Annotated in this window: 13 protein-coding genes and 3 pseudogenes; 8 read left to right on the forward strand and 8 right to left on the reverse strand. The window is 70.8% G+C overall.

Features of this window, described 5'->3' with window-relative positions; translation table 11 throughout:
- The first annotated feature begins 1 nt into the window (after position 1).
- Positions 2–1,585 (forward strand): MFS transporter, encoded by a 1,584-nt coding sequence (locus tag ACIGXP_RS14785; RefSeq protein ID WP_399768241.1) that lies wholly within the window; start codon positions 2–4, stop codon positions 1,583–1,585.
- Positions 1,586–1,652: 67 nt separating this feature from the next.
- Here ACIGXP_RS14785 and ACIGXP_RS14790 read toward each other — a convergent pair.
- From ACIGXP_RS14790 to ACIGXP_RS14815, 6 genes and pseudogenes are all read right to left on the reverse strand, one after another.
- Positions 1,653–1,922: pseudogene (locus tag ACIGXP_RS14790) on the reverse strand (restriction endonuclease); the annotation flags it as partial.
- On the reverse strand, positions 1,870–2,604 hold the full coding sequence (locus tag ACIGXP_RS14795; RefSeq protein ID WP_399768244.1) for an ATP-binding protein: 735 nt from the start codon (positions 2,602–2,604) through the stop codon (positions 1,870–1,872). The pseudogene ACIGXP_RS14790 and the gene ACIGXP_RS14795, both read right to left, overlap by 53 nt.
- Positions 2,585–3,229 carry a lactate utilization protein C gene (locus tag ACIGXP_RS14800; RefSeq protein WP_399768246.1) on the reverse strand — a complete coding sequence of 215 codons (645 nt, stop codon included), beginning with the start codon at positions 3,227–3,229 and terminating at the stop codon, positions 2,585–2,587. Before ACIGXP_RS14800 ends, ACIGXP_RS14795 begins: the two co-directional genes overlap by 20 nt.
- Positions 3,226–4,671, reverse strand: coding sequence for a LutB/LldF family L-lactate oxidation iron-sulfur protein (locus ACIGXP_RS14805; protein WP_399768249.1), 1,446 nt, complete (start codon positions 4,669–4,671; stop codon positions 3,226–3,228). Before ACIGXP_RS14805 ends, ACIGXP_RS14800 begins: the two co-directional genes overlap by 4 nt.
- The gene (locus ACIGXP_RS14810) at positions 4,668–5,483 is read right to left on the reverse strand and encodes a (Fe-S)-binding protein (RefSeq protein ID WP_399768252.1); all 816 of its coding nucleotides are present in this window, start codon (positions 5,481–5,483) and stop codon (positions 4,668–4,670) included. Before ACIGXP_RS14810 ends, ACIGXP_RS14805 begins: the two co-directional genes overlap by 4 nt.
- Before the next feature lie 32 nt (positions 5,484–5,515).
- Positions 5,516–7,249, reverse strand: a complete 1,734-nt coding sequence (locus ACIGXP_RS14815) for an L-lactate permease (protein ID WP_399768255.1) — start codon at positions 7,247–7,249, stop codon at positions 5,516–5,518.
- Positions 7,250–7,429: 180 nt separating this feature from the next.
- On the opposite strand from ACIGXP_RS14815, the gene ACIGXP_RS14820 reads away from it, so the two are divergent.
- A complete protein-coding gene (locus ACIGXP_RS14820) occupies positions 7,430–8,242 on the forward strand; it encodes a FadR/GntR family transcriptional regulator (RefSeq protein WP_399768258.1) in 813 nt (270 codons plus the stop codon).
- Positions 8,243–8,971: 729 nt separating this feature from the next.
- Here ACIGXP_RS14820 and ACIGXP_RS14825 read toward each other — a convergent pair.
- Complete coding sequence (locus ACIGXP_RS14825; protein WP_399768261.1) at positions 8,972–9,487, reverse strand: MarR family winged helix-turn-helix transcriptional regulator; 516 nt, start codon at positions 9,485–9,487, stop codon at positions 8,972–8,974.
- Positions 9,488–9,759: 272 nt separating this feature from the next.
- Here ACIGXP_RS14825 and ACIGXP_RS14830 point away from each other — a divergent pair, with 272 nt between their 5' ends.
- The 5 genes and pseudogenes from ACIGXP_RS14830 to ACIGXP_RS14850 all read left to right on the forward strand — a co-directional run bounded on the left by ACIGXP_RS14830 (position 9,760) and on the right by ACIGXP_RS14850 (position 13,225).
- Positions 9,760–10,839 (forward strand): alkene reductase, encoded by a 1,080-nt coding sequence (locus ACIGXP_RS14830; RefSeq protein WP_399768264.1) that lies wholly within the window; start codon positions 9,760–9,762, stop codon positions 10,837–10,839.
- A 102-nt stretch (positions 10,840–10,941) separates the two neighbouring features.
- Positions 10,942–11,847 carry an NADP-dependent oxidoreductase gene (locus ACIGXP_RS14835; protein ID WP_399768267.1) on the forward strand — a complete coding sequence of 302 codons (906 nt, stop codon included), beginning with the start codon at positions 10,942–10,944 and terminating at the stop codon, positions 11,845–11,847.
- Positions 11,848–11,879: 32 nt separating this feature from the next.
- Positions 11,880–12,335 (forward strand): winged helix-turn-helix transcriptional regulator, encoded by a 456-nt coding sequence (locus ACIGXP_RS14840; protein WP_399768434.1) that lies wholly within the window; start codon positions 11,880–11,882, stop codon positions 12,333–12,335.
- A gap of 242 nt (positions 12,336–12,577) precedes the next feature.
- Positions 12,578–12,772 (forward strand): annotated as a pseudogene (locus ACIGXP_RS14845) (ACT domain-containing protein); the annotation flags it as partial.
- A gap of 90 nt (positions 12,773–12,862) precedes the next feature.
- Complete coding sequence (locus ACIGXP_RS14850) at positions 12,863–13,225, forward strand: hypothetical protein (RefSeq protein WP_399768270.1); 363 nt, start codon at positions 12,863–12,865, stop codon at positions 13,223–13,225.
- A gap of 460 nt (positions 13,226–13,685) precedes the next feature.
- Here ACIGXP_RS14850 and ACIGXP_RS14855 read toward each other — a convergent pair whose 3' ends face one another.
- Positions 13,686–13,985 (reverse strand): hypothetical protein, encoded by a 300-nt coding sequence (locus tag ACIGXP_RS14855; protein ID WP_399768273.1) that lies wholly within the window; start codon positions 13,983–13,985, stop codon positions 13,686–13,688.
- A gap of 147 nt (positions 13,986–14,132) precedes the next feature.
- Between ACIGXP_RS14855 and ACIGXP_RS14860 the strand changes: the two are divergent.
- Positions 14,133–14,551, forward strand: a pseudogene (locus tag ACIGXP_RS14860) (hypothetical protein); the annotation flags it as partial.
- Between the last annotated feature and the right edge of the window lie 15 nt (positions 14,552–14,566).

Genomic DNA, 14,566 nt, shown 5'->3' on the forward strand with positions numbered 1-14,566 from the left:
CGTGACTTCCCTTCCTTCCCCCGCTCCGGGCCGGCTCAGGCCGACCGACCGGCAAACCGCTCTCCTGCCCTCCCCGAACCAGCCCTCCCGGCTCGCCGCCGCCGTCACGCTCATCGCGATGTGCCTGGGCGCCATGACGACCTTTCTGCTGATCACCGCATCGGTGTCGGCGCTGTCGGCCATCCAGGACGACCTGCACGTCTCCCCGACCGGCCTGGTCTGGATCCCCTCCGCGTACACCCTGCTCGTGGCCAGTCTGGTGATGTCCGCGGGCACCATGGGCAACCTCTACGGCCGTAAACGCGCCTTCGTCACCGGCGCCGCGATCATGATCATCGGCTCCCTCATCGTCTACGCGGCGGGTTCGGTGGACGGCGTCATCGCCGGCCAGCTCGTTTCCGGCCTCGGCGGTGCTCTCATCCTCCCCAACAGCCTGGCCGTCCTGGGAGCCACGTTCCCCGACCCGCACCGGCGCACAGAAGTCGTCACCATCTGGGCGGCCTCCTCCGGCATCGGGCTCGCCGTCGGCCCCCTGATCGCGGGCGCACTGCTGGACCACTTCCACTGGAATACGGTCTTCCTGTCGACCGCCGTCCTCGCCGTGGTCACCATGGCCGCCGCGGTATTCGTCGCCGAATCGCGTGGCCCCAAGGGCAAGCTGGACATCCCCGGGCAGGTCCTGGCCGTCCTGGGCGTCGCCGCCCTCGTCTACGCCCTCATCGAAGGCGGACACGACGGCTACACCAGTCCCCGCATCCTCATCGCCTGGATCATCGCGGCCGCGGCCCTGACCGGGTTCGTCCTCGTCGAGCGTGCCGGCCGCACACCCATGCTGGACATCACCCTGTTCCGGTCGGCATCCTTCAGCGCCGTCATGTTCGTCGCGGCCGTCTCCCTGTTCGGCTTCACCGGCCTGGCCATCCTGTCGGTGCTCTTCTACGAGCGCGTCCAGCATCTGTCCGCCCTGGACGTGGGATGGCGGCTGCTGGCCTTCTTCGGCGTCTACGTCATCGTCAGCTACGCGACCGGACGCGTGATCCGCCGTACCGGCTTCAAGCTCCCGCTGACCGTGGGCTTCCTCATCGGAGCCGCCGCCACGGCCGGACTCACCACGCTGGATCCGACCACCCCTTACGCCCGGGTGTGGTGGCTGTTCGCGCTCTTCGGGGCCGCAAGCGGGATGGTGGCCGCGCCGAGCACCGCGGCGGCCCTGGTCAGCGTCTCCCACGAACGCGCCGGCATGGCCTCCGGAGCCGTCAACGCCTTCCGCCAGATCGGATCCGTCACCGGCTCCTCCCTCCTCGGTGCACTCCTCGCCGGCCGGCTCCAGTCCCGACTGCCGACCCGGCTGGACGTCCACCACGTTCCCCGAGCGGCCTGGCCCGCTGTCGAGCACGCCGTCTCCACCGGGAGCGGTAGCCACCGAGCGGCCCCGCCGAACGTGACCGCCGCGATCGGCGACGCCTTCACCTCCGGCGTCCACGCCGGCATGACCGTCATCGCCGCCGTGTTCCTGTGCGCGGCCCTCGCCTCGGCCCTGCTGGTGCACAACCGACCGCACCACACCACTGTCACGACGAACTGACGCGTGACCGCGACGCCGAGCACCGGGGATCCGCCTGCGCAGCGATGCCGACAGGGTCGGGACGGTGTCAGGCCGCCGTGGCAGGGCGTGGCCGCCGTGGAAGACCTGACGGGTGTGCCAGCCGCGGTGAGCGGCCGCAACAGGACGCGCGCCGGACTGGGGGTCGAGCACAGTCCGTTCTCGATGTCGTCGGGGCCGCCGATGGCCCACCAGCGTACGGGGCGGCCTCCAGCCCAACCGGCACCGCGCCGACGCCGGCGTAACCGCAGAAGACGCACCGGTATTCATAGGCGGTCAACACCAACTCCCGCATCCGCCCGTCCCGCTGTCTGCTCGCGGGCGGGGTCTTGTTCGGAGGGCCGTATTCGGTGAGCAGTCTCTGGTCGTGCCGTCGTTCGGCGGGACGACCCCGAGGAGGCCGTCGACCTTCTTGGCGCCGAGGACCGCAGCTGGCGCGGTGTCGGGGCGTTGCGATCCACCCGGGCGGTCTCCGCAGGACGCGCGCCGGGCGACCCCTCCTGCAAGGTCGCCCAGGCGCATGTGCCGTACGGCGTACGGTGCACACCGCACTGCCGGCTCAGCGCCTCCACCAGCAGAAGCCCCCGGCCGCCCTCCGCGAGGTCGCCGTGCGGGGTGGAGGCGACGGGCCCGTGCCGCATGCCGCTGTCGAAGACCTCGATCCACACGTCCGTCGGGGAACGCGTGAGCCGGAGGCTCACGTCGGCGGAGCCGCTGTGCCGGACCGTGTTGGTGACGAATTCGGAGACCACGACGCGCACCGCGTCGGCCACCTCCTCACCGATCCGCCATGCCGTCAGCTGTGCCCGGGCGAAGGCTCTGGCCTGCGGCACCGCCCGCTCTTCGGCCGGCAGTGCGCAGACCGCGAGGGCGCTGGGGTTCTGGGGGCGCGGCTCCGGGTCGTCGGACACCGCTGCCCCGGGGCGGCACATGTCTCGGTCTGGGGCAGGCATGGCGACTCCTGTCATGAGAGACGTAAGGTCATACGACGATGAGGACATGGAGCGTGCGCGGGCCGTGCACGCCTTCCACCCGGTCGAGTTCGATGTCGCTGGTCGCCGAGGGCCCGGAGACGAACGTCAGAGGCCGGGCGGGCTCCAGGCGTGCCAGTGCGTCGGGGACACAGGCCACGACCTGTTCTGCCCGTAGCACGCACACATGGTGGTCGGGCACCAGGGTCAGAGCGCGTCGTCCCTGTCCCGGACCGCCGTCCAGGACGAGGGTGCCGGTCTCGGCGATCGCGACCGCGACGGTGGTGAGGACGCTGTCGACCCGGTCCAGGTCGCGAACGGGCAGCTGCGGATGGTCGTCGAGCACCCGGACCGGGTCCAGTTCCGCCTGCCAGGCAGGCGGGAAACCCCGCGGCACCACGACGCAGGCGGCATCGCGGGCGGCCAGGATCCGCGTGACGGCCGTGGGCACCGTCCCGTCGGCCACCAGCCGTACCGAGGCACCATAGTCGGCAAGCCTCCTGGCGAGCAGTTCCACCGCCTCCGGGGAACCGGCAGCCGGCATACCGTCCGGCGAGTAGTTCCGGGTGACCGGCACGTCCTCGGGGCGCTCGTCTTCGGGGACGTCCGCGAGCGCCCGCCGGATGCGGCTGAGCACCTCTGTCCGCGCGTTCACTGATGTGTCCTCCTCCACCAGGCCCGGAAGCTCTCCCGGGCGGGCGCCGGTACGTCACGTGCCTCGGTCCATGCCGAGGGCGGGCCGGGCAGCCGGCTGATGCGGCCGTCGCGGGCGGCCAGCCGCCCGGCCGCGGCCGCCGCGCGCTGCGCCGCGGCCAGCCGGGACGGACTGGAGAGCACCGAGCGTGCCGCCGCCATGGCCAGCCGCTCGGGGCTCGGCACCCGGCGGGTGCGGGCCTCGTCGACCACCCTCGCCCGCAGATGGACCAGGACCTCAGGAATGTTGATCTTGACCGGGCAGACTTCGTAGCAGGCTCCGCACAGCGTCGAGGCGTACGGCAGGGAGCGGTCGGCCTTGGCTGCCGTGCCGCGCAGTTGCGGGGTGAGGATGGCGCCGATCGGGCCGGGGTAGACCGAGCCGTAGGCGTGTCCGCCGACGCGCTCGTAGACCGGGCAGACGTTCAGACAGGCTGAGCAGCGGATGCAGTTGAGGGCCTGGCGTCCGACGGGGTCGGCGAGCGTGTCGGTACGGCCCCCGTCCAGCAGCACCAGATGGAAGGTGCGCGGCCCGTCGTCGGCGGTGGTGCCGGTCCAGGTCGAGGTGTAGGGGTTCATCCGCTCGCCGGTGGAGGAGCGGGGCAGCAGTTGGAGGAAGATCTCCAGGTCCTGCCAGGTGGGGACGACTTTCTCGATGCCGACGACGGAGATGAGGGTCTCGGGCAGGGTGAGGCACATCCGCCCGTTGCCCTCCGACTCCGCGACGACCGCGGTGCCGGTCTCCGCCACCAGGAAGTTCGCTCCGGAGATCCCGACCTTGGCCCGTAGGAACTTCTCTCGCAGATGCCGGCGGGCCGCCTCGGCCAAGTGCCGCGGATCGTCGCTCAGATCGGCCGGCGCCGGACTGCCGTGGTCGCCCATGCTGCGCAGGAAGATCTCCCTGATCTCCGCCCGGTTGCGGTGGATGGCCGGTACGAGGATGTGCGAGGGCTGGTCCTCGCCGAGCTGGACGACCAGTTCGGCCAGGTCGGTCTCGTACGCGGCGATGCCCGCGTCGGCCAGCGCCTCGTTCAGGCCGATCTCCTGAGTGGCCATCGACTTGACCTTGACCACCTCGCGCTCGCCCGTGGCCCGGACGAGGTCGACGACGATCCGTGCCGCCTCCTGCCCGTCGCGCGCCCAGTGCACCTGGCCGCCCGCTGCGGTGACCCGCTCCTCGAACTGCCGCAGGTAGTGGTCCAGGTGGCGCAGCGTGCGCTCCTTGACGGCCCGTCCGGCCTCGCGCAGCGCCTCCCAGTCGCCCACCTCGGCCACCGCCTCCGCACGCTTGTGACGGATGGTCGTGGTGGCGTGGGCGAGGTTGTGCCGCAACCGGGTGTCGGCGAGGGCGGTGCGTGCCGCAGCCGGGAACGTGGGAACGCCCAGGAAGGTGGGGCCGCTCATTGGATGCTCGTCCTTTCCGTGATGTCAGGCTGCTTCCTGGGCGGCGGGAGACGCCGCGGCAGCGACGGGGCGGCCGGTGTCCGGTCCTCCTCGGTGGCGGCGAGGATCTCGGCCAGGTGCAGGGTGCGCACTCCGGTGCGCAGCCGGGAAAGGACGCCGCCGATGTGCATCAGACAGGAGTTGTCGGCCGCGCACAGCACCTCCGCCCCGGTGTCCAGCACATGCCGCGTCTTGTCCGCGCACATCGCTACCGAGGTGTCGGCGTTCTTCAGCGCGAAGGTGCCGCCGAAGCCGCAGCACTGGTCGGCGGCGGGCAGTTCGACCAGGTCGATGCCGCGTACGGCCCGCAGCAGGCTGAGCGGCTTGTCGCCCACGCCGAGCATGCGCTGCGAGTGGCACGTCGGGTGGTAGGTGACCCGGTGCGGGAAGTAGGCGCCGACGTCGGTGACGCCCAGCACGTCGACGACGAATTCCGACAGCTCGTAGACGTTCGGCGTGGCCCGCACCGCCTCCGAAAGCCGTGCGTCTCCCGCTACGTCGGCCACTCGCCCGTGGTACTCGCGCACCATGGCGGCGCAGGAGCCCGATGGGGTGACGACCGCGTCGTAGCCGGCGAAGGCCTCGGCGAAGCGGCGCACGAGCGGTACGCACTCCCGCTGGTAGCCGGTGTTGAAGTGCATCTGGCCGCAACAGGTCTGGGCGACGGGGAAGTCCACGGCACAGCCCAGGCGCTCCAGCAGCCTCACGACCGCCCGGCCGGTCTCCGGGTAGAGCGTGTCGGTCAGGCACGTGACGAACAGTGCGATCCGCATGATTCCTCCGGTCGATGAGGGCGCGTCGCCGCTCATGGGAGCATCCGGGCGAGCAGGGTCGACTGCAGCAGGACCAGGACGCAGAGAGCCAGCAGGAGCAGCAGGCTCCACTTGATCGCATGCCGGAACAGCACCGACTCCCGGCCGACGAGGCCGACCGCGGTGGCCGCGATCGTGAGGTTCTGCGGGCTGATCATCTTTCCGACGACGCCGCCCGAGGTGTTGGCCGCGACGAGCAGGGTCGGATCGAGCCCGGCCTTGTGCCCGGCGGCCTGCTGGAGGGTGGCGAACAGCGCGTTGGCCGAGGTGTCCGAGCCGGTGACCGCGGTGCCCAGCCAGCCCAGGATCGGCGAGAGGAAGGCGAAGGCCGCGCCCGCACCGGCGATCCAGGTGCCGATCGTGATGGTCTGGCCCGACAGGTTCATCACATAGGCGAGCGCCAGCACCGACGCTACGGTGAGCAGAGCCCAGCGGAGTCTGCCCACGGTGGCGCCGAACTCCCGGACCGCGGCGAGCGGGCTGATCCGGTAGACGGCCGCGACCAGTACACCGGACAGCAGCAGCAAAGTGCCCGGGGAGGACAGCCACGGGAAGGTGTAGACAGCGGCAGTGGACGGCTTCCCGGCGGCCGTGAGGACGTGTCCGTCCAGACCCGGCCAGCCGATCTTGAGATCGGTGCCGGCGAGGAAGTCCTTGACGGGTGTCCACAGCTTCGCCAGGGAGAAGACCGCGATCACGATCAGGTAGGGCAGGAAGGCCATGACCAGCCGGGGTCCGTTGTCCGGCCTCTCGGCGGTCGCCGTGCCGCCGGATGTCCGGCGGGTGCCGGTGGCCGCGCCGCCGCGCTCCCCCGGCTCGCCCGACGACGGGCCGCCGGGCGAGCCGGCGCCGGGGCCACTGCCGCCCTCCGCCTCGCGCTCTCGCTGCAGGTCTGCCCTGGCCTGCTCCCCGCCGCTGGGCTGCCAGACGCGGAGGAAGAGCACGACCGCCACCAGGGCCGCAAGTGAGGCGATGATGTCCGTGAGCTCCACCGAGATGAAGTTGGAGCTGACGAACTGGGCAAGTGCGAACACCGCACCGCAGACCAGTGCCACCGGCCAGGTCTGACGAATTCCGCGGCGACCGTCGACGAGCACGACGAGCAGCAGCGGTACGAAGAGGGCGATCAGTGGCGTCTGGCGGCCCACGTAGGCGCCGATGTCCGTGTAGGGGATCTTGGTGAGATTGCCCGCCGTGATGATCGGAATGGCGATGGCACCGAAGGCGACAGGTGCCGTGTTGGCGACCAGCACGGTGACCGCCGCGCGTACGGGCGCGAAGCCCAGAGCCATGAGCATGACGCCGGTGATCGCGACGGGGGCGCCGAAACCGGCCAGGGCCTCCAGCAGGGCGCCGAAGCAGAACGCGATGATGACGGCCTGGATCCGTGGGTCATCGCTGATCAGGCCGAAGGCGCGGCGGAGGTCCTCGAAGCGGCCGGTCACGACGGTGAGCTGGTAGAGCCAGATCGCGGTGACCACGATCCACATGATCGGGAAGAGGCCGAAGGAGGCCCCTTCACTCGCCGACAGCAGGGCGAGCTTGGCGGGCATGCCGTAGCACGCCAGGGCGACGGCGATCGCCACGGCGAGAGCGGCGAGCCCGGCCCAGTGGGCCTTCAGCCGCAGCCCGCCGAGGAGCGCGAACAAGGTGAGCAGGGGCAGGGAGGCGACGAGAGCGGAGAGCGCCAGGCTGTCCGCCAGGGGGGAGAGATCTGGCTGGTACATGCAACCCTCACATCAGGTCTTGGTCAGACCATGGTTTGGCTTCTCCACGTTTACACCTCCGTGCGGCCGCTTCCAAGAGGGCTGAAGCGAGAAAATTGCTTTGGTCTGACCAAGGAGTGGGCGCCTCAAGATATGATCAGGGGGGAGACGAGGCGTCGTTCCGGGATGAAAGGGCTTTCCATGGCGGAGTCGAGCGCGGCCTGGGAGCCGGTTCCGCGTTCCCGTACCTTCGAGCTCGTGCTGGCCCGGATCGAGGAGCAGATTCTGGCGGGCAACCTGCGCGTGGGTGACCGGCTGCCGCCGGAGCGCGAGCTGGTCGAGCTGCTGGGGGTGAGCCGGGCCGCCGTCCGGGAGGCCCTGCGGGTCCTGGAGGCTCAGGGGGTACTGCGCTCCCGCGTGGGCACCGGTCCGGGATCGGGCAGCGTGATCACCGCCATGCCCAGCAACGGTCTCACCCAGTTGCTGCGGCTGCACCTGGCGCTGGCGAACTTCCCCCTCCAGGACGTGGTCGAGGCACGGGCCACGCTGGAACGCGCGAGCGCCCGCCTCGCCGCAGGCCACGCGAGTGACGAGGAACTGACCCGGATCCGGGAACCGCTCGTCCGCATGGATGACAAGACCCTGGCCCGCGAGCAGTTCAACGACTACGACACCGCGTTCCATGTCGCCATCGCCGAGGCCGGAGGCAACCGGCTGATGGCGGACATGACCGTCGCCGTGCGCAACGCCGTACGGGGCACGCTGCTCACCGCGTTCCACAAGATCGGCGACTGGGAGCCGATCGCAGCCCGGCTGCGGGCGGACCATCACGCGATCTACGAGGCCATCGCGGCGGGCGACGTGGAGCGCGCCGGCGATCTGGTGGAACGGCACGTCCGCGGCTTCCACAACGACGTGGTCCGCAAAGCCCTGGACATGCCGGAGGCCGGAGTCCCGGAAACGACCGGGGGCGGGACGACCGGGACGGAGCCGGCCCAGCCCTCCATGCCGTGACTCTGCCGGTGATGTTGCGGGGGGTGTGCCGTGGGGGTGCCCGCGGCCTGAAACCGGCCTGATCGGCGGCGCGTTGCCGGCTCGCCGTTGGTCCGGGCAGGGTTCGGCCGCTGCGGCGAGCTTGTGCCGAACTGGGCTGTCTCCCGGACAGCGGTAGCAGGAGCGGCGCCGCAGTCCACCGCCCGCTCTCAGACGCCGAGTTCGCGCCGGAGACGCTTGGGTGAAACAGGCGGCATCCGCCGTGGCAAGCGCTCCCGGCGGCGCCCTCCTCTGGACCAGCCGCAGGACAGCGCCGGTCTGCTCGCCGGGACCTTCCCGAGCAGAACGGCGAGCGGATCGGGTCTGTCAAACGAGCGGTGTAACGGGGGTGGTTGGGTTACTGGCGGGCCGCTGAGAGGCGGCCGTCGAAGGTGCTGTCGAAGGCACGGTAAGCACGGCGGGCCGACCTGCGGCCTGTACCTCATCGCCCGGCTCACCTCCTGCTGGGGCAGCCGCTACGGCTGGCGTGGCGAGACCATCTGGCCGAGCAGCGCCTGGCCGCACCGGTCGCCTGAACGCCACGGGCGTCAGCTGTCGGACGAACCCGTTCTCCAGCACACCGGCTCGGCCGCCATGCGGTCCGCGGCAGTTGCTGGACGGTGTGAGCCCCTCGCCGGTCCACGGTTCGCGCAATGGGCGACTGGGAGCGTGCGGTATGCGGGCCGATCATCTCGGCGGTGCTGAGCATCGTCAGGTGCCGAGCTGGGCAGCGGCGCGGGTGAGTCGTTCCTCGATGTCCTCCAGGGCGCGCAGGGCGGTGGCCTTCTGGCCGTCGGTGCTGTTGCCGACGGTGGCGTCCTCGAGCCGGCGCCACAGTTGCTCGACTTCTTTGCGCAGCGCGTGGCTGGCGGTGGTGGCCTCGATGAGGGAGGCGCGTTTGTCGTCGGGGCAGGGCGAGCGGCGCACGAAGCCGGCGTGCTCCAGGCGCCGGATGGTGCGGGTCATGGTGGCGGCGTCGGAGTCGAGCAGGCGGACGAGGTCGACCTGTCGCTGCGGGCCGAGTTCCCACAGCTGCATCATCACCAGTTCCTGGCCGGGGTGCAGGCCCACGCGGCGCAATAGCTGTCCGGCGATCATGCGGTGGATGCGGGCCACCCGGAAGATCGCGTGGCTGATCGGTCCTCCACTGGCGGCCGAGGGCAGGGGGATGGCCCCGTCCACCGGGGCCGGGCTGCGGCCTTCGGCGCTGGCTGCGGACTCCGCCATGGTTTGACTCTCCCTGCCCTCCGTGAATGTTGCTCGAACAGGATACCTCTCCTTGCCCTGCGCGATCCGCGCTCCCTTGACCACTCCTGAGCGAGTGCCTTCCAGGCCGTAGAGGCCGTCCCGGTGGGGTATGTGGCGGGCGTCACGGCTGTTTGCTGAAATACTCTCCCCCATTTACTGTTCGAACAGGTAATTCGGTTGAGGTTGCGGCGGTTCCCGCCCGACCAGGGGCACCTTCGCGCCTCAACCCACCGTTCGAAGGGCTTGAGCACATGACCACTGCGTTCGATCCGATCAACCTGGGCGGCAAGCGCCTGGCCAACCGCATCGCCATGGCGCCGATGACCCGCAGCCGCGCCTACGGGCCCGGCGCGGAGCCGACCGAGCTGATGGCGACCTACTACGCGCAGCGTGCCGGCGCCGGGCTGATCGTCACCGAGGGCATCCAGCCCTCGCCGGTCGGCCAGGGCTACCCGGACACCCCGGGCCTGCACACGCCCGGGCAGGTCGCGGCCTGGCGGAACGTGACCGACGCCGTACACCGGGAGGGCGGCGTGATCTTCGCGCAGCTGATGCACACCGGCCGCATCGGCCACCCCAGCCTGCTGCCCGACGGGCTGGTGCCCGTGGCGCCGTCGGCGGTGGCCGCCCAGGGCCAGGTCTTCACCCACGACGGGCCGAAGGACTACGTGACGCCGAAGGAGCTGAGCGAGGCGGAGATCCGCCAGACCATCGCGGACTTCGTCAACGCGGCCCATCACGCGATCGAGGCCGGGTTCGACGGCGTGGAGATCCACGGCGCCAACGGCTACCTGCTCCACCAGTTCCTCGCGCCGAACACCAACCTGCGCACCGACGCCTGGGGCGGCGATGTCGAGGGCCGGATCCGCTTCGCCGTCGAGGTGGTCACCGCGGTGGCCGAGGCGATCGGCGGTCACCGGACGGGGCTGCGGATCTCGCCCGGCAACCGGTACAACGACATCGCCGAGACCGATCCGGCCACGACGTACGAGACGTACGAGGCGCTGCTGCAGCGGCTCACTGGCTTGGACCTGGCCTACCTGCACCTGATGGAGGGCCCGGACGGCGACCTGACCGCCCGGCTGCGCAAGGCCTGGCCGGGCACGTTCGTCCTCAACCCGTTCACCTACCCGGAGGTCACCGGGCCCGAGGCACTGGCCCTGGTCGAGGACGGAGCTGCGGACATGGTCGCCTACGGGGCGCTGTTCCTGGCCAACCCCGACCTGCTGGCCCGCCTGGCCGCCGGCGGTCCGTTCAACACCCCGGATCCGGCCACCTTCTACGGCGGCGACCACCGCGGCTACACCGACTACCCCACTCTCGACGCCTGACCGGCGCGGTCACCGGTGTGACCGCTGCCGTGACCGCACAGTGAGTTCAGAGTCAGCCCGTCCGATATGTCTTCCGCACCCGTATCCACCTAGGAGTTCCCGATGTCCATTGCGATCACCTTCTCCGAGTACGGCGCGCCCGAGGTGCTGCGGCCGACCGAGGTCGCCCCGCCAGAGCCGGGCCCGGGCCAGGTCCGGATCAAGGTGCGGGCCGCCTCAGTGAACCCGCTCGATATGAAGATCCGCTCGGGCCTGATGGCCAAGGCCGTCCCCGTGCGCTTCCCGGTGACCCCGGGCCTGGACGCGGCCGGTGTCGTCGACGCCGTCGGCGAGGGAGCCGATGCGGCCGTGGGCGATGAGGTCCTCGGCGCCACCGTCGGCGGCAGCTACGCCGAGTACGCCCTGCTGGAGCGGCCGGTGGCCAAGCCCGAAGGGTTGTCGTGGGAGGTCGCCGCCTCGCTGGTCACGGTCGGCCTGACCGCGCACCGGGTCCTCGGCCAGCTGGGGGTCGAGGCGGGCCAGACCCTGCTCGTCCACGGCGCGGCCGGCAGCGTGGGCTTCCTCGCGGTGCAGCTGGCCGTCGCCCGCGGCATCACCGTCATCGGCACGGTCGGCGAGAAGGACATCGAGCGTGTCACCCCGCTCGGCGCCACCGGGGTCCGCTACGGCGACGGCTGGGCGGAGCGGGTGAAGGCCGCCGCTCCGGGCGGGGTGGACTTCGTCTTCGATGCCTCCGGCGCCGGCGTCCTCGCCGACTCCGTCGCCCTGACCGGGGATGCGGGCAAGGTGATCACTATCGCCGACATGTCCGCCCAGCAGCACGGCGTGCGCTTCAGCGCGGGCAGCGCCGACCAGAGCGGCCAGGTGCTGCCGGAGCTGGTGCAGCTTGCCGCCGCCGGCAAGCTCACCGTGCCGATCTGGCGCACCTACCCCCTCGCGCAGGCCGCTCAGGCCCACGCCGACCTGGAAGCCCACCGCAACCAGGGCAAGGCCGTCCTGCTGCCCTGACCCACTAGCGCCGCCTCGTGTCGCGGGAACGGGTGAGGCGGCTCCCGGGGCCGCAGCCGGCGCCGCACCGCAGCCGGCTGCGGCCCCACGCCGAAACCCCAACGGGCTCAACCGGTACGACGCGAAGGGCGGACGCGAAGGCACTCGCCAGCATCACCACACCCGCACCGCTCGCGGCGAACGCGGGGCTCGCCGCCGCGTTCGACATCCTCGGCCAGAGGTGGAACGGCCTCATCCTCCACACCCTGGCCACCCGGCCCGCCCGCTTCGGCGAACTGCGCACCGCCATCGGCAGCATCAGCACAAGGCTGCTCGGGGGACGCGGTCGGACCGGGCGATGCGGCGCCCGTCCCCGCCGCGGGAGACGGCTCCTCCAGCGGCTTGACGCCCAGCGTGGACAGTCGCTCCTGCTGCTCGGAAGGAGCCGCGGCCAGATGGCCGGCTGTTTCTGCTGCGGGAGCCATTGTCCGATGTCTCGCCGGCCATGAGTGGCCGCGAACAGGCCGGACATCTCCGACACCCTCCCTGCCCGCTCCGCCGCCCGGGAACAGGCCCCAGATCCGGACCAGACCACCCACACCGTGTCCGCCGCGTGTCAGCACAGCCAAGAGCCCGCACAGCGGTGAACATTCCAGCCGACAGGGCACCGTTTGGACGGGACGGCACCACCCCCGCCCTCAGCCCGGGATCTGGCGCCGTCAGTGGCCCGTAGCGACGCCTGCTCCGCATCATCGGCCGGATTTTTGGTGACGCGGGGATCAACATCGTCGGCATGCAGGTGGCCCGTATCACCGAGGGCGGCGACGCACTGGTCGCACTGACCGTGGACGACTCCATTCCACAGCCGGTGCTGGCGGAGATTGCCGAGGAGATCGGTGCCACCTCGGCTCGCGCGGTCAGCCCGGTTACCTCCGCCCGGACGTGAAGGACGGTACGTACGCCTTCGACCTGTACGGACCGGAGGGCTGCCGGGTCGCCGAGAGGTCCCTCACGGTACGGGCGGTGTCTGCGTGCTGTGGAAGGACACGTACCCGGACCCCGGCGAGGAGAACCGGCTCTCGCCACCTCCCCGGCGTTCACCCAACCGGTCAACCTCAGGCGCGACGACACCAAGCCCGCGGACGGCGACGACCCGCGCTACTACGCCATGGTCACCGTTCGCACCGGTCTCACGCCCGGCACGTGCCCGGTCACCGTGGTCGCGCACCACGGACGGGTGAAGAGGACCGGCCAGCTGATCGTCAGTGGCCGTCCGGTCGCCAAGCGCAGCGTCATCGCGGACCCCGGCACCGGCTGGCTCGGCGCGTCCGGTGGCCTGCTGATCCTCACCGCGCTCGGTATGTACGTCGTCCGCAGGCGCCGCCACACCACGGCGTAGCGGCCACCGCCCGACGTCCGCCGGGCCTGGCGAGAGCGATCCGGCTCGCATGACCAGCCCGGGCCGCTACCACCTGCTGCTCACTACCTCCGCGCGGCCGGTGCAGCACGGCTGGTGGAGACGCGAAGAAGTGGCCCGCGGCAAGTTCCGGGCCTGGGTCGGCCAGTACGGCGGGACATGCCCGGTGCCCCTGCCGAGCTGCTTCCGCCGCCGGTCGAGGCGTCCGACGAAGAGATCGAGGGCGCGCTCGCGCTGATGGACACCCTGACCAGGGACACGCTGGAGGGCCCCGACTGCGAGGACCGCTGTACCCGGTCATGGGTTCCATATGAGATGGCTGCGCGTCCGAACGCGTGCGTATTTTCCGGCCCCCGGGTCCCGTCTCCCTTGATCCAGGGTCTCGGTGCCCATGGGCGGGTTGCCGCCGACGCGGATTTCGGTCGCCGAGCGTCCTGATCCGTCACGCTGTGCCGAAGTCCGACCGGGGCCGGACCTCCACGACGAAGTCCGCATCCTCCATCTCGCTCGCCTCGTCGTGCCAGAGGAAGACGCGCACGTGCATCGCGTGGTGGAGACCGGTCCTCTCCCACTCGGTCATGAGGTCGGCGATGATGCGGCCGATGGCGTGCTTGGCGCCCTCGTCCGTGTCGGCGGCGGTGATCACGCCGTGCCACTGTTCGGGGTCGCTGCCGTAGGGGCGCCAGCCCTCGGACCCGTGCGGCTCGAACACCCGGTAGGCCCAGTCCGTATTGGTGTTCATAACACCGATTGTGTCACTGTAAAGAGCCTCATGCGCCGCATGGATCGACGCCCGCCGAGCGCGGGTCCGTCGAAGCGAACAACTGCCCGGACGTCCTGGAGCTGGACGACGGCGACTTCTTTGTGATCGGGAAGCTGCATCTCCTGTCGGGTGATCCGCATCGGTCGCGAGGCCCTGCGCTGCCTGCTCGCCCGATGCGGCGTCACCTTCCAGCGGACCAAGACCTGGAAGGAGTCCACTGACCCCGACCGCGACGCCAAGCTGGACCGGATCGAGCGCGTCCTGGACCGCTTCCTTGACCGCGTGTCCACAAGGGCGCCAAGATCCGCCAGTGGGGCCCGGAAGAACAAGGTGGAGCTGTGCTTCACCCCGACCAACGCATCCTGGCCAACTCGAACCATCCCAACCACACCGTCCAGACCCGTGAACTGCACCGATACCTGCGCTGGCGCAACGCCAACGCCCACCATCCCGACGTCCTGGCCGCCCAACGTAAGGAGCGCGTCCGCATCCGTAGCGAGAAGGGCATCCGGTGGGGCGGGCGTCCGCTGGCACTGACGGCATGACCGGCGAAACTATGT

It is taken from the genome of Streptomyces sp. NPDC053069, from assembly GCF_044546895.1.
In the GTDB taxonomy this organism is placed as follows: domain Bacteria; phylum Actinomycetota; class Actinomycetes; order Streptomycetales; family Streptomycetaceae; genus Streptomyces.

Coding starts and splice junctions, on each gene's coding strand:
- ACIGXP_RS14795 (WP_399768244.1), bottom strand. CDS start 2,604: ATGTCCTCATCGTCGTATGACCTTACGTCTCTCATGACAGGAGTCGCC.
- ACIGXP_RS14805 (WP_399768249.1), bottom strand. CDS start 4,671: ATGAGCGGCCCCACCTTCCTGGGCGTTCCCACGTTCCCGGCTGCGGCA.
- ACIGXP_RS14810 (WP_399768252.1), bottom strand. CDS start 5,483: ATGCGGATCGCACTGTTCGTCACGTGCCTGACCGACACGCTCTACCCG.
- ACIGXP_RS14815 (WP_399768255.1), bottom strand. CDS start 7,249: ATGTACCAGCCAGATCTCTCCCCCCTGGCGGACAGCCTGGCGCTCTCC.
- ACIGXP_RS14820 (WP_399768258.1), top strand. CDS start 7,430: ATGGCGGAGTCGAGCGCGGCCTGGGAGCCGGTTCCGCGTTCCCGTACC.
- ACIGXP_RS14825 (WP_399768261.1), bottom strand. CDS start 9,487: ATGGCGGAGTCCGCAGCCAGCGCCGAAGGCCGCAGCCCGGCCCCGGTG.
- ACIGXP_RS14830 (WP_399768264.1), top strand. CDS start 9,760: ATGACCACTGCGTTCGATCCGATCAACCTGGGCGGCAAGCGCCTGGCC.
- ACIGXP_RS14835 (WP_399768267.1), top strand. CDS start 10,942: ATGTCCATTGCGATCACCTTCTCCGAGTACGGCGCGCCCGAGGTGCTG.
- ACIGXP_RS14855 (WP_399768273.1), bottom strand. CDS start 13,985: ATGAACACCAATACGGACTGGGCCTACCGGGTGTTCGAGCCGCACGGG.